Genomic DNA, 17,713 nt, shown 5'->3' on the forward strand with positions numbered 1-17,713 from the left:
GCATGGCCGTTCTGTCGCGCCGCGCCTATGGCGAACTCTACGGGCCGACCAAAGGCGATCTGGTGCGGCTGGCCGATACCAGTCTGTTGGCCGAGATCGAGCACGATTACACAACCTATGGACATGAGCTGCTGGTCGGTGCGGGAAAGAACCTGCGCGACGGCGAGGGCGTCAACGCCTACCGGACGGCATCGCACAAGATACTCGATGTCGTCATCAAGAACGCCACGATCGTAGACGCCGTCGCCGGCATCGTGAAGGCAGATATTGGTATCCGTGACGGTCGCATCGTCGGCATTGGCAAGGCCGGAAATCCTGATGTGATGCCGGATGTGCATCCTGACATGATCGTTGGTCACACCACGGCGCCGATTGCCGGCGGTCCCTTCATCGTCACCGCCGGCGCCATCGAGTCGCACGCCCATTTGATCTCGCCCGAGCAATCCGACCACGCGCTCTCCGGCGGCACCACCACCCTGGTCGGCAACGGCTCTGGCCCGGTGTTCGACGTCGGCAGCGGTGCCGCTTCGACCTTTGCGCGCTTCCTGCAGGCCATCGAGTTCTCGCCGCTCAATTTCGCGCTGTTCGGACGGGCCGGGTCAAACCCCGAAGCGGTAGAGGAAGCGGTCGCATCGGGCGGCATGTCTGTCAAGATTCACGAGGATTTCGGTGCCGCGCCGGCTGTGATCGACCAAAGCCTGATCGCGGCGGACCGCAACGATTTCGCGGTTCATCTTCACACCGACTCGATCAACGAGTACGGCTTCTGCGAGGATACGATGGCGGCGGTCGAAGGCCGCACCATCCACATGTATCACGTGGAGGGCGCCGGCGGCGGCCACGCGCCGGATCTGCTCAAGGTGGTGTCATGGGACAACGTCATTCCGTCGTCCACCAATCCGACCAACCCGTACACGTCCTACGGCATGGAAGAGGGCGTGCCGATGACGATGATCTGTCATCAGCTCAACTACAACGCGCCCGAGGACGTCATGTTCGGAGAGGCGCGGGTGCGCGCCCAGTCGATGGCGGCGGAGGACTTTCTCCACGACATGGGCGCAATCTCGATATTCGGCACCGATACGCAGGGCATGGGACGTCTCGCCGAGAACGTCGCGAAATGCTGGCAGCTTGCCAGCGTGATGAAGGGTCGAATCGGCCGTCTGCCCGAGGAGAAGACAGCGCGTGCGGACAATGAACGCATCAAGCGCTACATCGCCAAGCTCACCATCAATCCCGCGATCGCGGTCGGAATCGACCACACGGTTGGCTCGATCGAGCCCGGCAAGATGGCTGATCTCGTGCTCTGGCCGCGCGCGTCCTTCGGCATCAAGCCATACATGGTGATCAAGAACGGCTTCGTCGTCTGGGCCGCCATGGGTGACGGCAACGGCAGCCTCGGTCTGTCGGAACCGATGATCCAGAAGCGGATGTGGGGTGCGCTCGGCGCCGCCCCGCAAAGACTGGGCATCAATTTCATGTCGAAGCTCGCCATGGAGGCCGATGTGAGCCGCAAGCTCGGTCTGTCTCGTGACCCCGTCCAGATCAAGAACGTGCGAAAGTTGCGCAAGACCGACATGGTGCGGAATGTCGCCATGCCTCATGTCGATGTCGATCCGCAGACGTTCGAGGTCCGCGCCGATGGAAAACTGCTGATGTGTCCGCCTGCGACGGAGGTGCCGCTGGCCAGACGGTACATGCTCCGATGAGCCAGATCTCACTCAGCGGGGGATTGGCCGAGCCGCGCATTGCGGCGGCGCGGGTTGGGATCGGAGGGCCGGTCGGTTCGGGCAAAACGGCCCTGGTCGAACGCCTGATTCCAGTGCTCACGGCGCGCGGCATCGATATCGCCGTCATCACCAACGATCTGGTTACGGCCGAAGATGCCGAGCGGATCAGGCGCTCCGGGCTGATCGATCCAGCACGCGTGTCTGCAGTTGAGGCAGGGGCGTGTCCTCACACAGTCATTCGCGAGGATCCCACGCTCAACATCGAGGCGGCGAACGACCTTGAGCGGCGTTTCCCCGGCGTCGAGCTCATTCTGCTCGAAAGCGGCGGCGACAATCTCGCCTCGACCTTTTCGCGCGACCTGACGGATTTCTGGATGTTTGTCATCGATGTCGCCGGCGGCGATGACATCCCGCGCAAGCGCGGCCCCGGCGTCATCCGGGCCGATCTCCTTGTTATCAACAAGATCGATCTGGCGCCGCATGTCGGCGTCAACATGGAGCGAATGCGCCAGGAGGCGTTGGCCGTTCGCGGCGCTCGCCCGGTGCTGCTCACCAACTGCCGCCGCGGTGAGGGGATCGACGCGATCGTCGATCTGCTCGAACGCGAGGTTCTGTTCAGAACGTGAGGGCCGCGGCGACAAGCGACGGTGCGCGGCTCGACCTGAGTTTTGTCCGCCGTGCCAACCGTACGGTCATTGACCGCCGCCTGTTCGCCTGGCCGTTCGTTCTGACACGCAGCTTCTATCTCGATCCGGCGCGACCGAGTTGCCTCAGCGTGATCGTGCAGACCGGAAGCGGAGCCGTTCATGGCGAAGACAGCCTCGCGCAGCGTCTTGTGCTCAATTCCGGCGCGACCGTCTCCTTGACCAATCAAGGTGCAACCGCCGTGCATCGAGCCGACCCAGCGGCCCGTGCCACGGAGACGATCGATCTCCATGTTGCAGGGGGCGCCAGCCTGGAATATCTGCTTGAGCCGCGTATCCTGTTTCCGGATGCCGCGCTTTGCCAGTCCGTGGAGCTGGATTGCGCGAACGACGGCTCTGCCTTGATCGTCGATGCATTCACGATGCATGATCCCAGCGGCGAAGCCCGCAACTTTCGCGAGCTGGAATCGACGTTCTGCCTGAGGAGATCAGGGAGCGAGCCGCTGGTGATTGACCGGACGCGCCTGTACCGGCCAACCGTCGATATCTTTCGCGGATACCTGGCCTTCGGATCGGCGTTCCTGGTGCTGAGCCCGTGGCATGCTTTCGCGGATATTCAGGCATCGCTGACAAAGGCCCTGGGCGGAAGTCCAGCGCTATACGCCGCTGTAAGCGTGCTGCCGGAGTCCACGGGGCTTGGTGTTCGCCTTGCGGCCCGGGATCTCGCGGGAATCCGGGCTGCATTTGTCTGCATCAGCGCAATTTACCGTTCGGCACTGTTGAGCGTGATCGAAGCTCCGGCCGTCCCATCATGCCGGTAGCGCTGCGGGCGCTTGGCCGAGTGCCAGCGCCGGTCTTACGAGACCTGGTCAGGGATTATTTCAATGCCGTCGATCCGGTTTCGACTTATTTGCGACCAGTCCTTCGAAGCGGGTGACGAGTTCCTCGATCCATACACTACCGTATGGTTTGACGACCTCGGTTTCGCAAAGATTGGTGTTCTTGCTGATTTTCCGACCATAGTGAGGATGCGCCAACTTTCCAAGGAGAGGCCTTGCCGATCCAGCTCCCTAGCCAGAGCACTTTTCATGCGGTGGCTGGCAGCGCCAGAAGGTAGATTCTGCATTGGCCCGAAGTCTGTCATCAGCAGCGTCCGGTTGCTCGACATATGTGTTGATCATAAAAGGTGAGATAAAGCGCTTGCGGTCATGTGCGGAGCAGGAGCGAGATAGCCATGGTTCGTGGTGAGTGCAAAGCCATCCGGATAGGGCTGTTAACGCCGCATAGCGGACGATCGGTATCTTCGGTCCGTCCTCCATTCATTGCGCGAACCTTGCTGAAACGGAAATTAACGAAACTGGCGGGTTACTTGGCCGCCCTATCTCTCTGGTTTTCGGCGACGCCGGCCGGGATGCGCACGAAGTCGTCAACCAAACACGAAGCATGATTGAACACCAGCACGTTCAGGCAATCGTCGGTTCTCATATACGCCCAAATCGCGAAGCTCTGATTCGATCGATCGGAGGCGCATTCCATAGATATACACGACTCAGTACGAAGGTGAGCGTCATGCGCTCGGTGTTTTCATGTGCGGGGAGACGCCGCGTCAGCAGGTGCGTCCTCTCGTCCAGTGGATGCGATCCCAGCGGGGATCCCGCAAGTGGAACATTGTCGGGAACGACTATAGCTCCCGCGGCACTCCATTCGGGAAGCCAAGGAGTACATTTGGCTCGTTGACGACGGAGTCCTCGGCGAGGAGTACGTCCCGCTCTCACACGAGAGTTTCACCCCATCATCGATCGGAACGGATCTGATACTCTTCAATGGACAATTCGGCAGCGCAGCTTCTGTCGCCGGGATTTCACGTGCAGCTCCAGTTCTATGCGAGAATGCGCTCATGGGAATTGGCTCGCAGCATGCCGAGAATCTGTTTTCTTGTGCGGGTTTTAGCAATGCACTGAGTACCCCTGAAGGCGTTGCGTTTCGCGATCGGTACAGGCGCAGCTTCGGCGGGACTGCGCCTGTGCCGAACCGTTTCGGTGTCTCGTGTTACGAAGGGCTGCATCTGTTGGCGACACTTGTCCAGCGTGCGCACTCGCTCAATGTCTACAAGCTTCAAGCATACTCCGACGGGGCTCGGGTGAGTACGCCTAGAGGGGAGTGCTGGATGCGCGCAAATCACCTGGGTGCTCCTGTTCACATCACTAAAGCCAGCGGGTCCAATCTGTCTGTCGTCCAAACAATCGGTTGTCGCGACGCAACATCGGAACACGCATGGCTCTCATGGCGGGAGCCTGCAGGTTCAGCATTGGCTGGTCAAAAAACCAGCTTTCTGGCAGGTGTTTTCATTTGAAAATTGTTTGTGTTGGATACTAATGTTTCTCCTCGTATTGATGGGGAGATCTTATGGCTCACTATAAACTTGATCCGTCTAAGGCCGCACTCGTAAACGTCGACATGCAGAACGCGTTTGTTGAAGGCACCCCGCTATCGGCTCCCAATGGACCGGCTCTCATTCCGATCGTTAATCGATTGGCGAAGGCCTGCCGGGATGCCGGAATGATGGTGATCCACACCCTCCATGTCACGCGCCGAGACGGGTCGAACCACGGCACGATGGGCGAACTGATCGAGCCGGTCAGGCTGGATACATCAATGAAGGCACGGAGACCGCCAAACTTCATCCGGGCGTCGATGTCGGCAAGAACGACATCATGCTCTACAAGCCACGCTACCGTTCGTTCACCGGCACGGATCTCGATCAATTGCTGCGTGGGAACGGTATCGACTCAATCATCGTGACTGGCATCTGCACGAACATCTGCTGCGAAACGACGGCCCGTGAGGCGGGAATGAAGGACTATCACGTCTTCTTCCCAAGCGACGGTACCGAAACATTCCCTGCCGGCGGTTTGAGCGTGGAGGAAATCAAGAAGGCCACCCTCACAACTCTAGGGATTGCCTTCGCCAAGATACTCACGGTTGACGAGACCATAGATCTCATCAAGCGCGGGATGGGTGGATCGGGTCTGCGCGCCGCCAGCTAGGCGGAGCCTGTCATTCGGCCCTTAAACTGCGGTTTGTTGTCAAGCTTACATTTCTGAACTCGCCCACGACACGGTGGTAGTGCTCGCGCCGTCGGAGTTGTCCTGACTGCGGAGACCGCGCGGGCGCGGCTGATACGTGCTTTGCCGGCCAGGCATTGGATCGCCGGGGCTGGTTGATGTCTTTGCTGCGATCATGGTCCTTTCCGAGGTCGCGCAGCGCCTCATGATGATGTCCGGGTCGGGTGCCTCAACGTTTGCGGCGGAGTGCGGACGAGCCGCCACCAGCCGACTGAACGAGGTCGCCACAACACCGGCCCAGCGGGACATTGCCGGTCCGGCAGACCGGACCAGGAACTTTACAAGATCGGATCAGGCTTCCTTCGCCGGGCCCCAGTCGAACGATGTGCCGTCGACCCAGATACAGTGGAGAACGATGGCGATTTTGAGTGCGATGGCGACCTTTGCCTTTCGCATGCCAATCCGCTTGGCGAGCTTCATGCCCCAAGCCTTGAGAGAGGACCATTTCTTCGTTGGATAAAGCAGGACGGTCGCCGCCTCGTACAGGTAGGTTCGGAGAAGACGGTCGCCCCATCGGGATATCTTGCCATTGCTATCAGTTTCGCCAGATTGGTTGCGTCGAGGTAAGACCCAGATAGCGCCTACGCTTGTCTTTGATTAGACTGCGGACGTGGGTTCTCGATATCTGACCAATGACGGCGTGACGGATTGCCAGTCTTGAAGACCGTCTCCTTTCGAGCACGTTGCAGCCGTCCTTGCCACGAAGTGCGCGGTGGGCTGGAAACATGGATGGTTTTGCGGAGATCCTCAGCGCTCCATCCATTTCGGCTGACTTCGGAGCTGCTAATACCTCCAAACGAGGACACTTCTGCCGACACCTCAACGAGCAAGTATCGAAAGCGGCTTTTGGCGTGCTAGGCCGGGATAAGCGCCCCTCCGAGTATCGAGATCACGCGTTATGCCCCTACCTAAGAACCCGAGAGCCGAACGGGGCTGCGCTACCGACCGCGGCCGAGCTAGATGCTGCGGGATTGGTGTTCCGCCAGGTGGGGGCTACATTTGTGGCGCCAAACTGGGATGGCGGCACGGTAGGACGCGTCGCCGCTCGTGGGAAGCTCTCCAGTAGCGTACCAGGTCGACCGACCGACAGGGTGACATGCTTCGCAGACGGCGGACCGTCTTACTGTCGAGGATTGCCGATGTCGAATGCGCCTAGACAATACTCTTCGCCCACCGATTGCTCGTCGGCCATTTGCGTGATCAACGCGAACGTCGCATCGGGATAGCGCCTCCACACCTCAATGTCCTCTGAAGTGACGTTTAGATATCCGAAAAAGCACTTATATCGGCCCGGCTCGGTTACACGGCCGAGTTTATCCCAATTGATCTTGTTGACGCGCACTAGCTCCACTCGTTCTCAGGCAGCGAACCGGGCGGAGGTTTAAGCTCGTCTAGGCCGGCTTCGATCACCGCCAGTTCATCCTGGATCGCTCTTACTGCGTTTTCGGGGTTGATGCCTGATACAGCTTGCAGCACAGCGAGCACCTTGCGCCGATGCGCCAGCAAGTCCGTCAGCGCGCGACGGTCCCGCACCTTCACGTAGCCAGCGACGATCAATTCCATGGCCTCTTTGACATATTCGTCGTTTCCCACCGGTTTGCGGATTATCGGCGGCGGCTAAGTTCTGTCAGACCTGCTTCGGTCATACGATATTCGACACCTTCGCCGCTTGAGCGGCGCTCCATCCATCCGTTTCGTAAAAGGGCGAGCGTTGTTCCCGGGTGATCGGGAAGCTTCGAAGAAGACACCCAGTCGCGGTCACGAAGAGGGTCGAGCATTTGCCGGTGATACTGATTGAAAAGCGGCCTGCGCTTTGCCTGCTCACTGATGTCTCGACGTATCGTTTCAAGCGGGCGTTCGGCTTCCATGGCCGTTTGTTGCCATCGCATCGTTTACGATCAGTTACGGATCGGGAACAGCCGGCAATCTTTTCTAAATGGTTCATGGATACTGTTCTGCGGCATGGACCACGAGGACGCATCTGCTTGGCTCGTTCCGGCCCTCAGGCGAAGCTACGCTCGTCTAGCGGCGTGGATGACGCGCGACAATCGCGCGCCTGAGCCCAGCCGCTTGCCGGCGCCGCCGCGCTCAGAGCGGCCGGTTCGCTTTCCTGACCCGCCGCGGCGGCCAGCGCCGCCGCGCATTTAGGTATGGCAACCATCGCTAGTGACGAACAATCGCACGTCGACGCGACCTTGGTTGCCCGACGAAGAGGCGGAATTGCTGTTGTGAAAGGAATCTCGATGAAGAAGATCGCGATGTCGGCGCTGATGGTCGGCGCTCTTGGTCTGCTCGATACGCGCGGCGATCTTCACCGTGTCGCCGCACAAGTCATAGCTCACGTAGCGACTATCTCCTCCCAGGCTTAGGCTTGTCTGCCCCGGGTAGATCTGGCCGCGTCACCAGCGACGTCCGCTTAGGGCGGCACAAGCTGACATGGGCCACACGGAAAAACGTCTGCCATCGGCGAGCAAGAGGTGACCACGGAGCTCCGCCGCGGCAGTCGAAAGACGTCAGGGCAAGCCTCACGACGTGACGCTCTCGACATACCGTTTCCACTGTCCTGTTTGGCTAATCCGCTGAATGTCCAGGAGATTTATGCGCGCTGCCATAGCGCGGAAAATAAAATCAAGTTCGTTGAGATGCACCCCTCGCAGTTTGAAGATGCTGTCAACCAACAGCACTGAGCGGGGTCTCACATGAAGATGAGAGCAGTCCATGCAGCCGCGCGCATTCTCGACGCAGAGTGTATTGCCTGCGCCTTCGGCGTCCCGGGCGCCGCGATCAATCCGCCGCCGCTCGGAATCCAGACAGCGCGACTTGCCTAGTCCGGATTGCCTGCGGTGATTCTTGGCGGCAAAATTGGTAATCGCCTTCTGGCAGCGCTGGCCCCGGCAGATTTCGGTCTGCTGGTGCCCGGCTTAGAGATAATCGGGCTCGATCAGGACGCGGTCCTCTCGCAAGCGGGCGAACAGATCGAGCACGTGTTCTTCCCTCATAGCGGCGCCGTTTCGCTGATGATCGACATGGCGAACGGGCAGACGGTTGCCACCGCCGCAGTTGGGCGCGAGGGAGCAGTAGGGGTTCTTTCCGTGCTAGGGCCGTCACCTTCAGCCAGTACCGCCATCGTCCGTGCGGCGGGCACCGCCTCGCGGATCTCCGCACGGCGATTTCAGGCCGCGTTCAACCGGAGCCCTGCGATCCGGCACGCAATCCAGATGCACATGAGGGCGATGCTGATTCAGTTTCAGTTCGGCATGGCCTGCAATGCGCTGCATCCCGCCCAGGCCCGCATGGCGCGCTGGCTGCTCCTTCTTCGCGACCGCGTAGACCACGACGTCCTCCCGCTCACCCATGAGGCGCTGTCGCAAATGCTCGGTCTGCGACGAACGACGGTGACGCTCCTGATGCGCAATCTGCGCGACTCCGGAGCGATCAGATCTGACCGACGAGGCCAGATCGAGATCGACCGGTCGCGGCTGGCGGCGGCGGCGTGCGAATGCCACGATACCGTGCGCCTCGTGGTCGAGGAAATCTTCGCGATGAATACGTTGTGCGGGATGATGCAGTAGGTGAATCGGATGCCATCTGAGCCGTTCCGCGCGGCCCAAGCGGTGCTGAACTCAAGCCCGCTTCGCCGGAAAGGAAGAGCCGGTCGTGACCCAAACTCCGAGCAGGAACGCGACGAAGAGCGACTGCAGCGGTGCCTTAACGGTCACTTCGCGCAGAAAGGGGGCGTTGAGGGCAAAGCGGGCCGCTAAGCCTCGCCTAACTCTGGCAGGGCAGCGTGGTCAGATGCGGCCCGCAGCGCGCTAACGGCCCGGTGGGCGTCGTGGTCGCCCAAGGCCCCGCCGAGACGATTTCACTCGGTGGGGACACTTGTTCAACGCGATCGTCAACCGTTCCAATCGCTTCTCTGTCAGCCCTACCGAGATCTGCCTTGAGTGACACTATCAACGGCCTTAGCGATCTCATTCCGAAGCCAGGCGTGCGCGGGCTGATTGTCCAATCTGCGGAGCCAAAGCATCGACGTTTCGATAGCCTTGGGAGGGCGCGCGAGCCCCCGGTATGCCAGCTCACGGGACCGAGTCATCTCGATGGCGACCTTCAGGGGGAGGACGCACACGAACTCCGAAGTCGCGAGAATGCGCGCAGCGGACAAAATGGGAGCACGTATTCCGGTCTGCCGTTTCGGCCTGCCGAAACTCTCGGTGCCCATCGTATCGTTCCCGAATTGCGCCGACGATATCTCCAACTGCCTGGCGTGGGCCAGGGCTTCCTTGGAGACCAACTCATCGTTCGACAAGGGATGGTCTCGACGCATGACCGCGACGAATTCGTCTTGGAGCAGTCGCTTCCGCGTGAAACGCTCGGCATTGACGTCGGACGCACCGACCGAGAGGTGCAGTTCGCTTCGATCGAGGAGATCGAGAACGTTCAGGGTCCCGCTCGGACGAAAATCCAACCTTACCCCGGGGGCCAGCTTGGCGACGTTCGCCGCAATCCGCGCGACGAGTACGATCGCTGCATAGTTGTCGACGGCGATTTTGAAGGACTGAGTTGCCGTGCCTGGCTCGAATTCATCTGGTTCAAGCGCTTCCTGCAGACCGTCCATCGCCGCTCGGACAGGAATCGCAAGCTGTTCCGCGCGAGGGGTTGGCATCATGCCGAGCGGTCCGCGGACGAACAGTTCGTCCTTTAGCATGTGTCGGAGGCGGCCGAGCGCGTGGCTCACGGCGGGCTGGCTAAGGCCCAGTCGCTTTCCAGCTCGGGTCGTCGATCTTTCCCGCATCACGGCGTCGAAGACCACCAACAGATTGAGGTCGATGGATGCGAGGCGGGGAGCCGACTTCTTCAATGGACGCACCATAATTCAGGATAGCCATGTCCGTATGAAGAGAATGCATTACCTTAATTAGATAGGCAACGTTATTATCTCGAGTGTTGAGCGTGAACCTCGGCGGCGGAATTGGATCGACCCAGCCCCCGATCCGTTCCGACGTCGGGAGAAGATTCGAATGATTGCAATCGTGCGGCTCGCCCTAGCGCGACCTTACACGTTCGTGGTGATGGCCGTGCTGATCTTGATCTTCGGTACGACGGCCGCACTGCGCACCCCGACGGACATCTTCCCCAACATCAATATTCCCGTCGTCAGCGTCGTGTTCAGCTACACGGGGTTGCCGGCCGATGACATGGCCGGCCGTATCGTCACCTTCTATGAACGCTCTCTGCCAAACAGCGTCAATGACATCGAGCACATCGAATCCCAATCGATCGTCAACTATGGCATCATCAAGATATTCTTCCAGCCGACCGTGAACATCAACGCCGCGCTGGCGCAGGTCAACGGCATGTCCCAGACCGTGTTGAAGCAGATGCCGCCGGGCATCACGCCGCCGTTGATTCTCTCCTTCAACGCTTCGAGCGTCCCGATCCTGCAACTCGCTCTGTCGAGCTCACAGATGTCGGAAACGCAGGTCTATGATTCCGCGCTCAACTTCATCAGGCCCGCCTTGGCGCCCGTTCCTGGTGCGACGCTGCCGCTGCCATTCGGTGGCAAGGTGCGGCAGGTGCAGGCGGATCTCAATCAGCGGGCGCTGCACCAGTACGGCGTCTCTGCGAACGACGTGATCAACGCGCTCTCGCTGCAGAATCTGATCACCCCGGTCGGAACGCAGAAGATCGGCTCCTACGAATACACTGTGAATCTGAACGACTCGCCGAAAGCCATCGACGCCTTCAACAATCTTCCGATCAAGACGGTGAACGGTACCGTGGTCTACATGCGCGACGTGGCCTACGTTCACGACGGCAATCCGCCACAGACTAACGCGGTCCGCGTCAACGGCGCCAGCGCCGTGCTATTGACGGTCATGAAGGCCGGCGTGAGCTCGACGCTCGACATCATCAACAACGTCAAGGCGCTGCTGCCGTCGATCTCGAAGACATTGCCGAGCAGCCTCAAGCTGACCCCCGTCGGCGACCAGTCGGTCTATGTCACGGACGCGGTCTCGAGCGTGGTCAAGGAGGGCATCATCGCCGCAGTCCTCACTGGCATGATGATCCTGCTGTTTCTCGGCAGCTGGCGGTCCACGCTGATCATCACGCTGTCCATTCCGCTCGCCATCCTGGCTGCGCTGGCGGGCCTCTCGGTGCTCGGAGAGACCATCAACGTGATGACGCTCGGCGGGCTTGCACTCGCGGTGGGCATCCTAGTCGACGATGCCACGGTCACGATCGAGAACATCAATTGGCACATGGAGCAGGGCAAGGCGATCGAACCGGCCATCCTGGACGGTGCCCGCCAAATCGTGGTGCCGGCGACGGTCTCGCTGCTCTGCATCTGCATCGCCTTCGTTCCCATGTTCGGCCTGGGCGGTGTCGCCGGCTATCTATTCCGGCCGCTCGCCGAAGCCGTCATCCTGGCGCTCGCGGCCTCTTACGTGCTGTCGCGCACGCTGGTGCCGACGATGGCCAACTATCTGCTGCGCAATCAGCAGATCCATCACGGCGGCGGGGGCGCCGGCGCGCCGCCATCACGCAACCCTCTCACCCGGTTCCAGCGCGGCTTTGAACGGATGTTCGAGGGTGTTCGCGCGCGCTACCGCGGCCTGCTACAGCTTTGCCTCGCCAACCGCGTCAAGGTCGTCGCCGGTTTCCTGATCGTCAGCGTCCTGTCGTTCGGCTTGGCGCCATATCTCGGACAGGACTTCTTTCCGACGGTGGACGCCGGCCAAATCAAGCTTCATATCCGCGCCGCCACCGGGACGCGGATCGAGCAGACGGTCAGTCTCAGCGACAAGGTCAGCGCCGAAATCCAGAAGATCATTCCGAAGAACGAGATCGGAGGCATCGTCAGCAACGTCGGTCTCAGCGTCAGCGGCATCAACATGGCCTACAACAATTCCGGCACGATCGGCGTCGGCGACGCCGACATCCTGATCAGCCTCAATCCCAACCACGCGCCCACCGACGACTACATCAAAACCATGCGGGAGAAGCTGCCGCAGCAATTCCCGGGCACGTCCTTCGCGTTCCTTCCCGCCGACATCGTCAGCCAAGTTCTAAATTTCGGTGTGCCGGCGCCGATCGACGTGCAGGTTGCCGGCAGGGATCTGGCCGCCGACCGCACCTACGCCAACGCGCTATTGACCCGGATCAAGTCGATCCCCGGCATTGCCGATGCGCGTATCGAGCAGGCGTTCCAGCAGCCGACGCTCGACGTCAACGTCGACCGGTCGATGGCCTCGCTGGCGGGGCTCAGCGAAAAGGACGTCGCGACGGCGATGCTCACGACGCTGTCCGGAAGCTCGCAATCGTCGCCGACCTACTGGCTGGATCCGAAGAGTGGAGTGTCCTATGCGGTCTCGATCCAGACACCGCAACGCGACATCGACACCATGGCCGGGCTCAAGAACATTCCGGTCACCTCAACCACGGGAGCGAACACGCAGTTGCTCGGCGGCATCGCCGATGTTGCGCGCAGCCGCAGCGATGCCGTGGTCTCGCACTACAACGTCTCCCCGGTCATCGACATCTACGCCACGCCGCAGGGCCGCGATCTGGGCGCGCTCGCTGCCGATATCCGGAAATCGATCGACGATACCGCAAAGGACCTCCCGAAGGGAGCCAGCGTGGCGCTGCGCGGCCAGGTGAGCACGATGACCAGCGCGTACCAGCAGCTCTTTGTCGGACTGGCCGCCGCCATCGTGCTGATCTACCTCCTCATCGTCATCAACTTCCAGTCCTGGCTCGATCCGTTCGTCATCGTGATGGCGCTGCCGACCGCGCTCGCCGGCATCGTCTGGATGCTGTTCGGGACGGGCACGACGTTGTCGGTGCCCGCGCTGACCGGCGCGATCATGTGCATGGGCGTCGCGACCGCCAACAGCATTTTGGTCATCAGTTTTGCCCGAGAGCGGATGGCGGAAGGCGCGGGCGCGTTCGAGGCCGCGTTCGACGCGGGAAGTTCGCGGTTCCGCCCGGTGCTGATGACCGCGCTTGCGATGGTTATCGGCATGCTGCCGATGGCGATCGAGCCAGGCCAGAACATGCCGCTCGGGCGTGCGGTGATCGGAGGCCTGGTCTTCGCGACCTGCGCCACGCTTTTTCTGGTGCCGACAATTTTTAGCCTGGTGCACGGCGGGCATCGACGCGCCTCGCCCGAGACCACTTCAACGGATTGAGCGGAGCGACGGATGTCGACAGATGGCGTTAAAATCCCCGCAAAACGAAGCCTGCTGACCATTGCCGGTGCCGTCCTTGCACTTGCCGGGATTATCGCAGGCTACGGCTTCATGAGCCGGGCGCAGAGCAAGCAGGAGGTCGTGGACTGGACCAACCAGCAGACGACCGCAACGGTTTCGCTGGCGTCATTCATTCCGACGCCTCCACACCAGACGCTGACACTGCCGGGCAACGTCCAGCCCTTCAACAAGGCCGCGATCTACGCGCGGGTGAACGGCTACCTCAAGAGCTGGGAACACGACATCGGAACGCCGGTCAAGGCCGGCCAGGCGCTGGCGAACATCGATGCGCCCGATCTCGACCAGCAGCTCAGCCAGGCCAAGGCGACGTTGGCAAGCGTGCGCGCCAATCTGCAGATCGCGAATCTGACAGCCTCCCGGAACAATGTCCTGCTTCAGAAACAGATCGTCGCGCAGCAGCTCGCCGACCAGACCGACGCTGACGCCAAGGCGAAGGAGGCCGTCGTCGATGCCAACGAGGCCAACGTCAAGCAGCTCGAGGCGATGCAGTCGTTCAAGACGCTGGCGGCTCCCTTTGATGGCATCGTAACAGCGCGCAACGTCGAGATCGGCATGCTGATCTCCTCGGGAGGCGCAGGACAGCCCCTGTTCGAGGTGTCGGACCTTCACAGAGTCCGTATCTACGTGCAGGTGCCGCAGTCCTTCTCAGCCGGGCTGAAGCAGGGAATGGCCGCCACCTTCGAGATGCCGCAGTACCCTGGTGTCCAGTTCGACGTGACGCTGTCGCACATCTCGAAGTCGATCAACAGCACCTCCCACAGCATGCAGGTCGAGCTGCAGGCCGACAACGCGGATGGCAAGTTCTTCGGTGGGGCCTATTGCAACGTGCACTTTCAGATTCCATCGGATCCCAACCATCTCCGGCTTCCGTCAACGGCGCTCGTCGTCAATAACAAGGGCGCACAGGTTGCGATCCTCGATGCCAACAGCAAGGTAGTGCTGAAGAGCGTCGAGCTTGGCCGCGACTTCGGCGATACCGTTGAGATCCTTGCCGGTCTCACGGCATCCGATCGCGTCGTGAACAATCCTCCGGAGACGCTCGCGAACGGCGATTTAGTTCAGATCGCCGCTGCGCCAGCGTCATCTTGATGTCCGGACGGAGATCGTCATGAGCAGCTCGACTGCGAATGCGTCTTCTGGCCGCGACGTGAGGCTTGACCTCTTTAGAGGCCTGGCTAACTGGGCCATTTTTCTCGACCACACCCCGCATGAGATATTGAGTTGGTTGACAGTCAGAAACTACGGCTTCAGCGATGCTGCTGACCTGTTCGTCTTTATCTCCGGCTATACTGCCGCCCTGGTCTTTCTCCGGATCATGCGTGAAAAAGGCTATGTGGCGGCGGCCGCGAAGGTCTCGAAACGGATGTTTCAGCTCTATGCAGCCCACCTTACCGTCCTGCTTGTCTATGCCGGCGCGATCGTCTGGGTGTCGCACATTTCGGGCGATCCCGATGACGTCAACCAGTTCAATGTGGCCGCATTCGCTGACGCGCCTTTCAGCGCGTTGGCGCACGCGCTCCTGCTGATATACAAGCCCGTCAATCTGGACGTGTTACCGCTCTACATCGCGTTGCTGGGCGCATTCATACCGGGCATGTGGTTGCTGGCGAGGAAGCCATCGCTCACCATCGCTCTTTCGATGTGCTTGTACCTTGCATCCCGCCACTTCGGTTGGAACCTTCCCGGCGTCCATGCTGAAGTCTGGTTCTTCAACCCCTTCACCTGGCAATTGCTGTTCTTCCTCGGCGCCTGGGTCGGCTTCGGGGCTGCGAGACCGATCGGGCCGATCCTGCGATCGCATGTGGTGTTCTGGATCGCGATCGGGGTGCTCGGGTTGACCTTGGCCATCGCGCTGCAAGCTCAATTCGGGGTTCTGCCGGCATGGATCCCCAATCCCTTCGACCCCGCACACAAGACCAATCTCGCGCCGTCGCGGATCATCCATTTCGTCGCGCTGGCTATTGTCGCCAACAAGCTGTTGCGGCCGGATTCGCCGGCTTTGCGCTGGCGCGCGCTTGCGCCGATGATCGCCTGCGGCAAGCGTTCGCTTCCGGTGTTCTGCTTTGGTGTCGTGCTTTCATTCTGCGCGCACGCCCTGATCGAACTGGGCTCGAACGCGCTCTGGGTGCAGTTGACGGCCGGCTTGGCGGGATTGGCGCTCATGACAGCGGTCGCCTACGCCTGGGCCGGAACGTGGAAACCTGCACCAACGCCAGTAGGGAGAACGGCATGAATTTGGTATGGCCCATCGTGACGGCTGCCTTTCTCGCTTCCCTGGTGGAAGCGGTGGAGGCTCTCACCATCATCCTGGCGGTCGTCACCATAAGGGGGTGGCGCCCGGCTGCGATCGGACTTTTTGCTGGACTGTGCGCGCTGTCCGGGATCGTCGTTCTCTTCGGACCGGCGCTGGATCAGATTCCGGTGCACCTGCTCCAATTCATCATCGGAGGCCTTCTACTCTTGTTTGGCCTTCGATGGCTGCGAAAGGCGATTTTGCGCGCAGCCGGTCTGGTCGCCTTGCATGATGAGGAGGCGGCGTTTGCGGTCGAGACCTCCCAACTTCAAGGACTGGTGGATCGAAGCGAAGCCAGGCTCGACAGGATCGCTTCACTCACGGCTTTTCAGGCGGTTCTGCTGGAAGGATTGGAGGTCGTTTTTGTAGTCATCGCTCTCGGTACTGAAAAGGGGATGTTTGCCTCTGCTGCCGCCGGAGCGATTGCAGCCTGCAGCCTTGTTCTCTTGCTTGGTCTGGCTATCCACCGTCCTTTAGCTCGCGTTCCCGAAAATGCGCTCAAGTTTATCGTGGGAGTTCTGCTATCCGCCTTCGGCGTGTTTTGGACGGGGGAAGCACTTGGCGTTGCGTGGCCGGGGGCCGATCTCGCCATCATCGCTTTTGCACTAGTGTTTTTCGGCGCCCAGTGCGTGACCGTCGTCCTTGCACGGCGCCCTGATCCGAGGGCTTCCGCATGAAGGGCGTGCTCCGCGAACTCATCGGGCTCTTCGTTGACGACGGCGCTCTTGCCCTTGAGATCTGTGGCATCGTCGCCCTGTCCGCATTGCTGGCCACCGCATTACCGAAGACGCTGCTTCTGGCCGGAACCGTACTTGCGATGGGATGTCCGGTAGTGCTCGTTTTGAATACACTGAGAGCCGCGAGGATTCGCCGCGAAGTGGATAAAGGCGGAGATCCGATATGAGCTCGCGTCGAGCAACGCCAAACCGTCGCATGGACGCTCCAATTCGCCGCAATCCACTTGATGCGGATCTGACCACCCGGTCCGCAGGACAAGAGACTACCAGACAGCTTGCGTGGGAGATCGCTTCAATCAATGCCTATCTGGAAGAAATCCATCAGATCTGGGCAAGCGCGCTGGGGTTAAGCTATCCGCAATTTAAGCTACTGATGGTCCTGTCCAAGGGCGACGGCGTTGCTATAAATGCTCTTGCGAAAATGCTTCACGTCGAGGCGTCTTTTGTTACGAGCCAGTCAAAAGCGCTGGAGAAAAGGGGGTTACTGCACCGAAGACCCTGTTCAACGGACAGACGCGTAGTTCGGTTGTCGCTCTCCGACAAGGCTTATCGGCAGCTCGGCGATCTCGTCCAACAACAGGCCGCTCTCGATGAATTCATCTTCCGGGAGTTCGCGGTACCGGAAAAGTCGAGCTTTATATCGATGTTGGCAATTCTCAAGCGGCGTATTGAGAAAGTCCGGCATAGAGCAGCGCTCGATTGCTTGCCTACGGCTACGAATTGCGGACATGATATGACGGCGTCCGGATACTCATCATCGGAGGAGCCCCCCGATGTGCGGCGCCCTTCTCAGGGGCAACCGAAACCTCAGGGAGGCTAAGATCGAACTTGAGGCCCAACTCGGTGCGTTATCACGAAGTTGGACCATCTTCATCGCGTAGATGCCTTCAAATCCTGGATGCTTCGGGCCGTCC

19 protein-coding genes and 3 pseudogenes are annotated in these 17,713 nt (G+C 60.5%); 17 read left to right on the forward strand and 5 right to left on the reverse strand.

Translation table 11 applies throughout. From position 1 onward, the window contains the following. Positions 1-2 precede the first annotated feature (2 nt). The 8 genes and pseudogenes from ureC to ABIB66_RS41855 all read left to right on the forward strand — a co-directional run bounded on the left by ureC (position 3) and on the right by ABIB66_RS41855 (position 5,421). Complete coding sequence (gene ureC, locus ABIB66_RS41820) at positions 3-1,709, forward strand: urease subunit alpha (protein ID WP_354211706.1); 1,707 nt, start codon at positions 3-5, stop codon at positions 1,707-1,709. Then, entirely contained in the window at positions 1,706-2,356 is a 651-nt protein-coding gene (gene ureG, locus ABIB66_RS41825; RefSeq protein WP_354211704.1) for an urease accessory protein UreG, read from the forward strand. Before ureC ends, ureG begins: the two co-directional genes overlap by 4 nt. Next, positions 2,353-3,195 carry an urease accessory protein UreD gene (locus ABIB66_RS41830; RefSeq protein ID WP_354211702.1) on the forward strand — a complete coding sequence of 281 codons (843 nt, stop codon included), beginning with the start codon at positions 2,353-2,355 and terminating at the stop codon, positions 3,193-3,195. Before ureG ends, ABIB66_RS41830 begins: the two co-directional genes overlap by 4 nt. 478 nt (positions 3,196-3,673) lie before the next feature. Beyond that, positions 3,674-3,877: pseudogene (locus tag ABIB66_RS41835) on the forward strand (ABC transporter substrate-binding protein); the annotation flags it as partial. A 35-nt stretch (positions 3,878-3,912) separates the two neighbouring features. Next, positions 3,913-4,188 carry a transporter substrate-binding protein gene (locus tag ABIB66_RS41840; protein WP_354211733.1) on the forward strand — a complete coding sequence of 92 codons (276 nt, stop codon included), beginning with the start codon at positions 3,913-3,915 and terminating at the stop codon, positions 4,186-4,188. After that, complete coding sequence (locus ABIB66_RS41845; RefSeq protein WP_502917444.1) at positions 4,185-4,727, forward strand: ABC transporter substrate-binding protein; 543 nt, start codon at positions 4,185-4,187, stop codon at positions 4,725-4,727. Before ABIB66_RS41840 ends, ABIB66_RS41845 begins: the two co-directional genes overlap by 4 nt. Before the next feature lie 53 nt (positions 4,728-4,780). Continuing rightward, positions 4,781-4,960 (forward strand): annotated as a pseudogene (locus ABIB66_RS41850) (cysteine hydrolase family protein); the annotation flags it as partial. Continuing rightward, positions 4,918-5,421: a cysteine hydrolase family protein gene (locus tag ABIB66_RS41855; RefSeq protein WP_354214138.1), complete on the forward strand. Its 504-nt coding sequence runs from the start codon at positions 4,918-4,920 to the stop codon at positions 5,419-5,421. The pseudogene ABIB66_RS41850 and the gene ABIB66_RS41855, both read left to right, overlap by 43 nt. Before the next feature lie 369 nt (positions 5,422-5,790). On the opposite strand, the pseudogene ABIB66_RS41860 reads toward ABIB66_RS41855, so the two are convergent. The 4 genes and pseudogenes from ABIB66_RS41860 to ABIB66_RS41875 all read right to left on the reverse strand — a co-directional run. Next, positions 5,791-6,084: pseudogene (locus tag ABIB66_RS41860) on the reverse strand (transposase); the annotation flags it as partial. A 535-nt stretch (positions 6,085-6,619) separates the two neighbouring features. Beyond that, complete coding sequence (locus ABIB66_RS41865; protein WP_354211700.1) at positions 6,620-6,841, reverse strand: hypothetical protein; 222 nt, start codon at positions 6,839-6,841, stop codon at positions 6,620-6,622. Beyond that, on the reverse strand, positions 6,841-7,062 hold the full coding sequence (locus ABIB66_RS41870) for a hypothetical protein (protein WP_354211698.1): 222 nt from the start codon (positions 7,060-7,062) through the stop codon (positions 6,841-6,843). Before ABIB66_RS41870 ends, ABIB66_RS41865 begins: the two co-directional genes overlap by 1 nt. A 41-nt stretch (positions 7,063-7,103) precedes the next feature. Then, positions 7,104-7,367: a hypothetical protein gene (locus tag ABIB66_RS41875; RefSeq protein WP_354211696.1), complete on the reverse strand. Its 264-nt coding sequence runs from the start codon at positions 7,365-7,367 to the stop codon at positions 7,104-7,106. Between the two features lie 375 nt (positions 7,368-7,742). Between ABIB66_RS41875 and ABIB66_RS41880 the strand changes: the two genes are divergently transcribed. From ABIB66_RS41880 to ABIB66_RS41890, 3 genes are all read left to right on the forward strand, one after another. Then, positions 7,743-7,868 (forward strand): hypothetical protein, encoded by a 126-nt coding sequence (locus ABIB66_RS41880; protein WP_354259698.1) that lies wholly within the window; start codon positions 7,743-7,745, stop codon positions 7,866-7,868. Positions 7,869-8,198: 330 nt separating this feature from the next. Next, entirely contained in the window at positions 8,199-8,327 is a 129-nt protein-coding gene (locus tag ABIB66_RS41885; RefSeq protein WP_354259701.1) for a hypothetical protein, read from the forward strand. A gap of 15 nt (positions 8,328-8,342) precedes the next feature. Further along, on the forward strand, positions 8,343-9,071 hold the full coding sequence (locus ABIB66_RS41890) for a Crp/Fnr family transcriptional regulator (protein WP_354211694.1): 729 nt from the start codon (positions 8,343-8,345) through the stop codon (positions 9,069-9,071). Between the two features lie 353 nt (positions 9,072-9,424). On the opposite strand, the gene ABIB66_RS41895 is transcribed toward ABIB66_RS41890, so the two are convergent. Continuing rightward, on the reverse strand, positions 9,425-10,357 hold the full coding sequence (locus tag ABIB66_RS41895; protein WP_354211692.1) for a LysR substrate-binding domain-containing protein: 933 nt from the start codon (positions 10,355-10,357) through the stop codon (positions 9,425-9,427). Positions 10,358-10,517: 160 nt separating this feature from the next. On the opposite strand from ABIB66_RS41895, the gene ABIB66_RS41900 reads away from it, so the two are divergent. Genes ABIB66_RS41900 through ABIB66_RS41925 form a run of 6 tightly spaced genes read left to right on the forward strand, consistent with a single transcriptional unit; the run spans position 10,518 to position 17,619 of the window. After that, complete coding sequence (locus ABIB66_RS41900) at positions 10,518-13,688, forward strand: efflux RND transporter permease subunit (RefSeq protein ID WP_354211691.1); 3,171 nt, start codon at positions 10,518-10,520, stop codon at positions 13,686-13,688. A gap of 12 nt (positions 13,689-13,700) precedes the next feature. Beyond that, positions 13,701-14,858 carry an efflux RND transporter periplasmic adaptor subunit gene (locus ABIB66_RS41905; RefSeq protein ID WP_354211689.1) on the forward strand — a complete coding sequence of 386 codons (1,158 nt, stop codon included), beginning with the start codon at positions 13,701-13,703 and terminating at the stop codon, positions 14,856-14,858. A gap of 19 nt (positions 14,859-14,877) precedes the next feature. Continuing rightward, positions 14,878-16,002, forward strand: coding sequence for an OpgC family protein (locus tag ABIB66_RS41910; protein WP_354211687.1), 1,125 nt, complete (start codon positions 14,878-14,880; stop codon positions 16,000-16,002). Continuing rightward, positions 15,999-16,739, forward strand: coding sequence for a COG4280 domain-containing protein (locus ABIB66_RS41915; protein WP_354211686.1), 741 nt, complete (start codon positions 15,999-16,001; stop codon positions 16,737-16,739). The genes ABIB66_RS41910 and ABIB66_RS41915 overlap by 4 nt, the downstream gene beginning before the upstream one ends. Continuing rightward, positions 16,736-16,966 carry a hypothetical protein gene (locus ABIB66_RS41920; RefSeq protein WP_354211684.1) on the forward strand — a complete coding sequence of 77 codons (231 nt, stop codon included), beginning with the start codon at positions 16,736-16,738 and terminating at the stop codon, positions 16,964-16,966. The genes ABIB66_RS41915 and ABIB66_RS41920 overlap by 4 nt, the downstream gene beginning before the upstream one ends. Then, positions 16,963-17,619 carry a MarR family winged helix-turn-helix transcriptional regulator gene (locus ABIB66_RS41925; protein WP_354211682.1) on the forward strand — a complete coding sequence of 219 codons (657 nt, stop codon included), beginning with the start codon at positions 16,963-16,965 and terminating at the stop codon, positions 17,617-17,619. Before ABIB66_RS41920 ends, ABIB66_RS41925 begins: the two co-directional genes overlap by 4 nt. The last annotated feature ends 94 nt before the right edge of the window (positions 17,620-17,713 follow it).

Origin of the sequence: Bradyrhizobium sp. F1.13.3 (assembly GCF_040548265.1) — a bacterium.
Classification (GTDB): Bacteria; Pseudomonadota; Alphaproteobacteria; order Rhizobiales; family Xanthobacteraceae; genus Bradyrhizobium.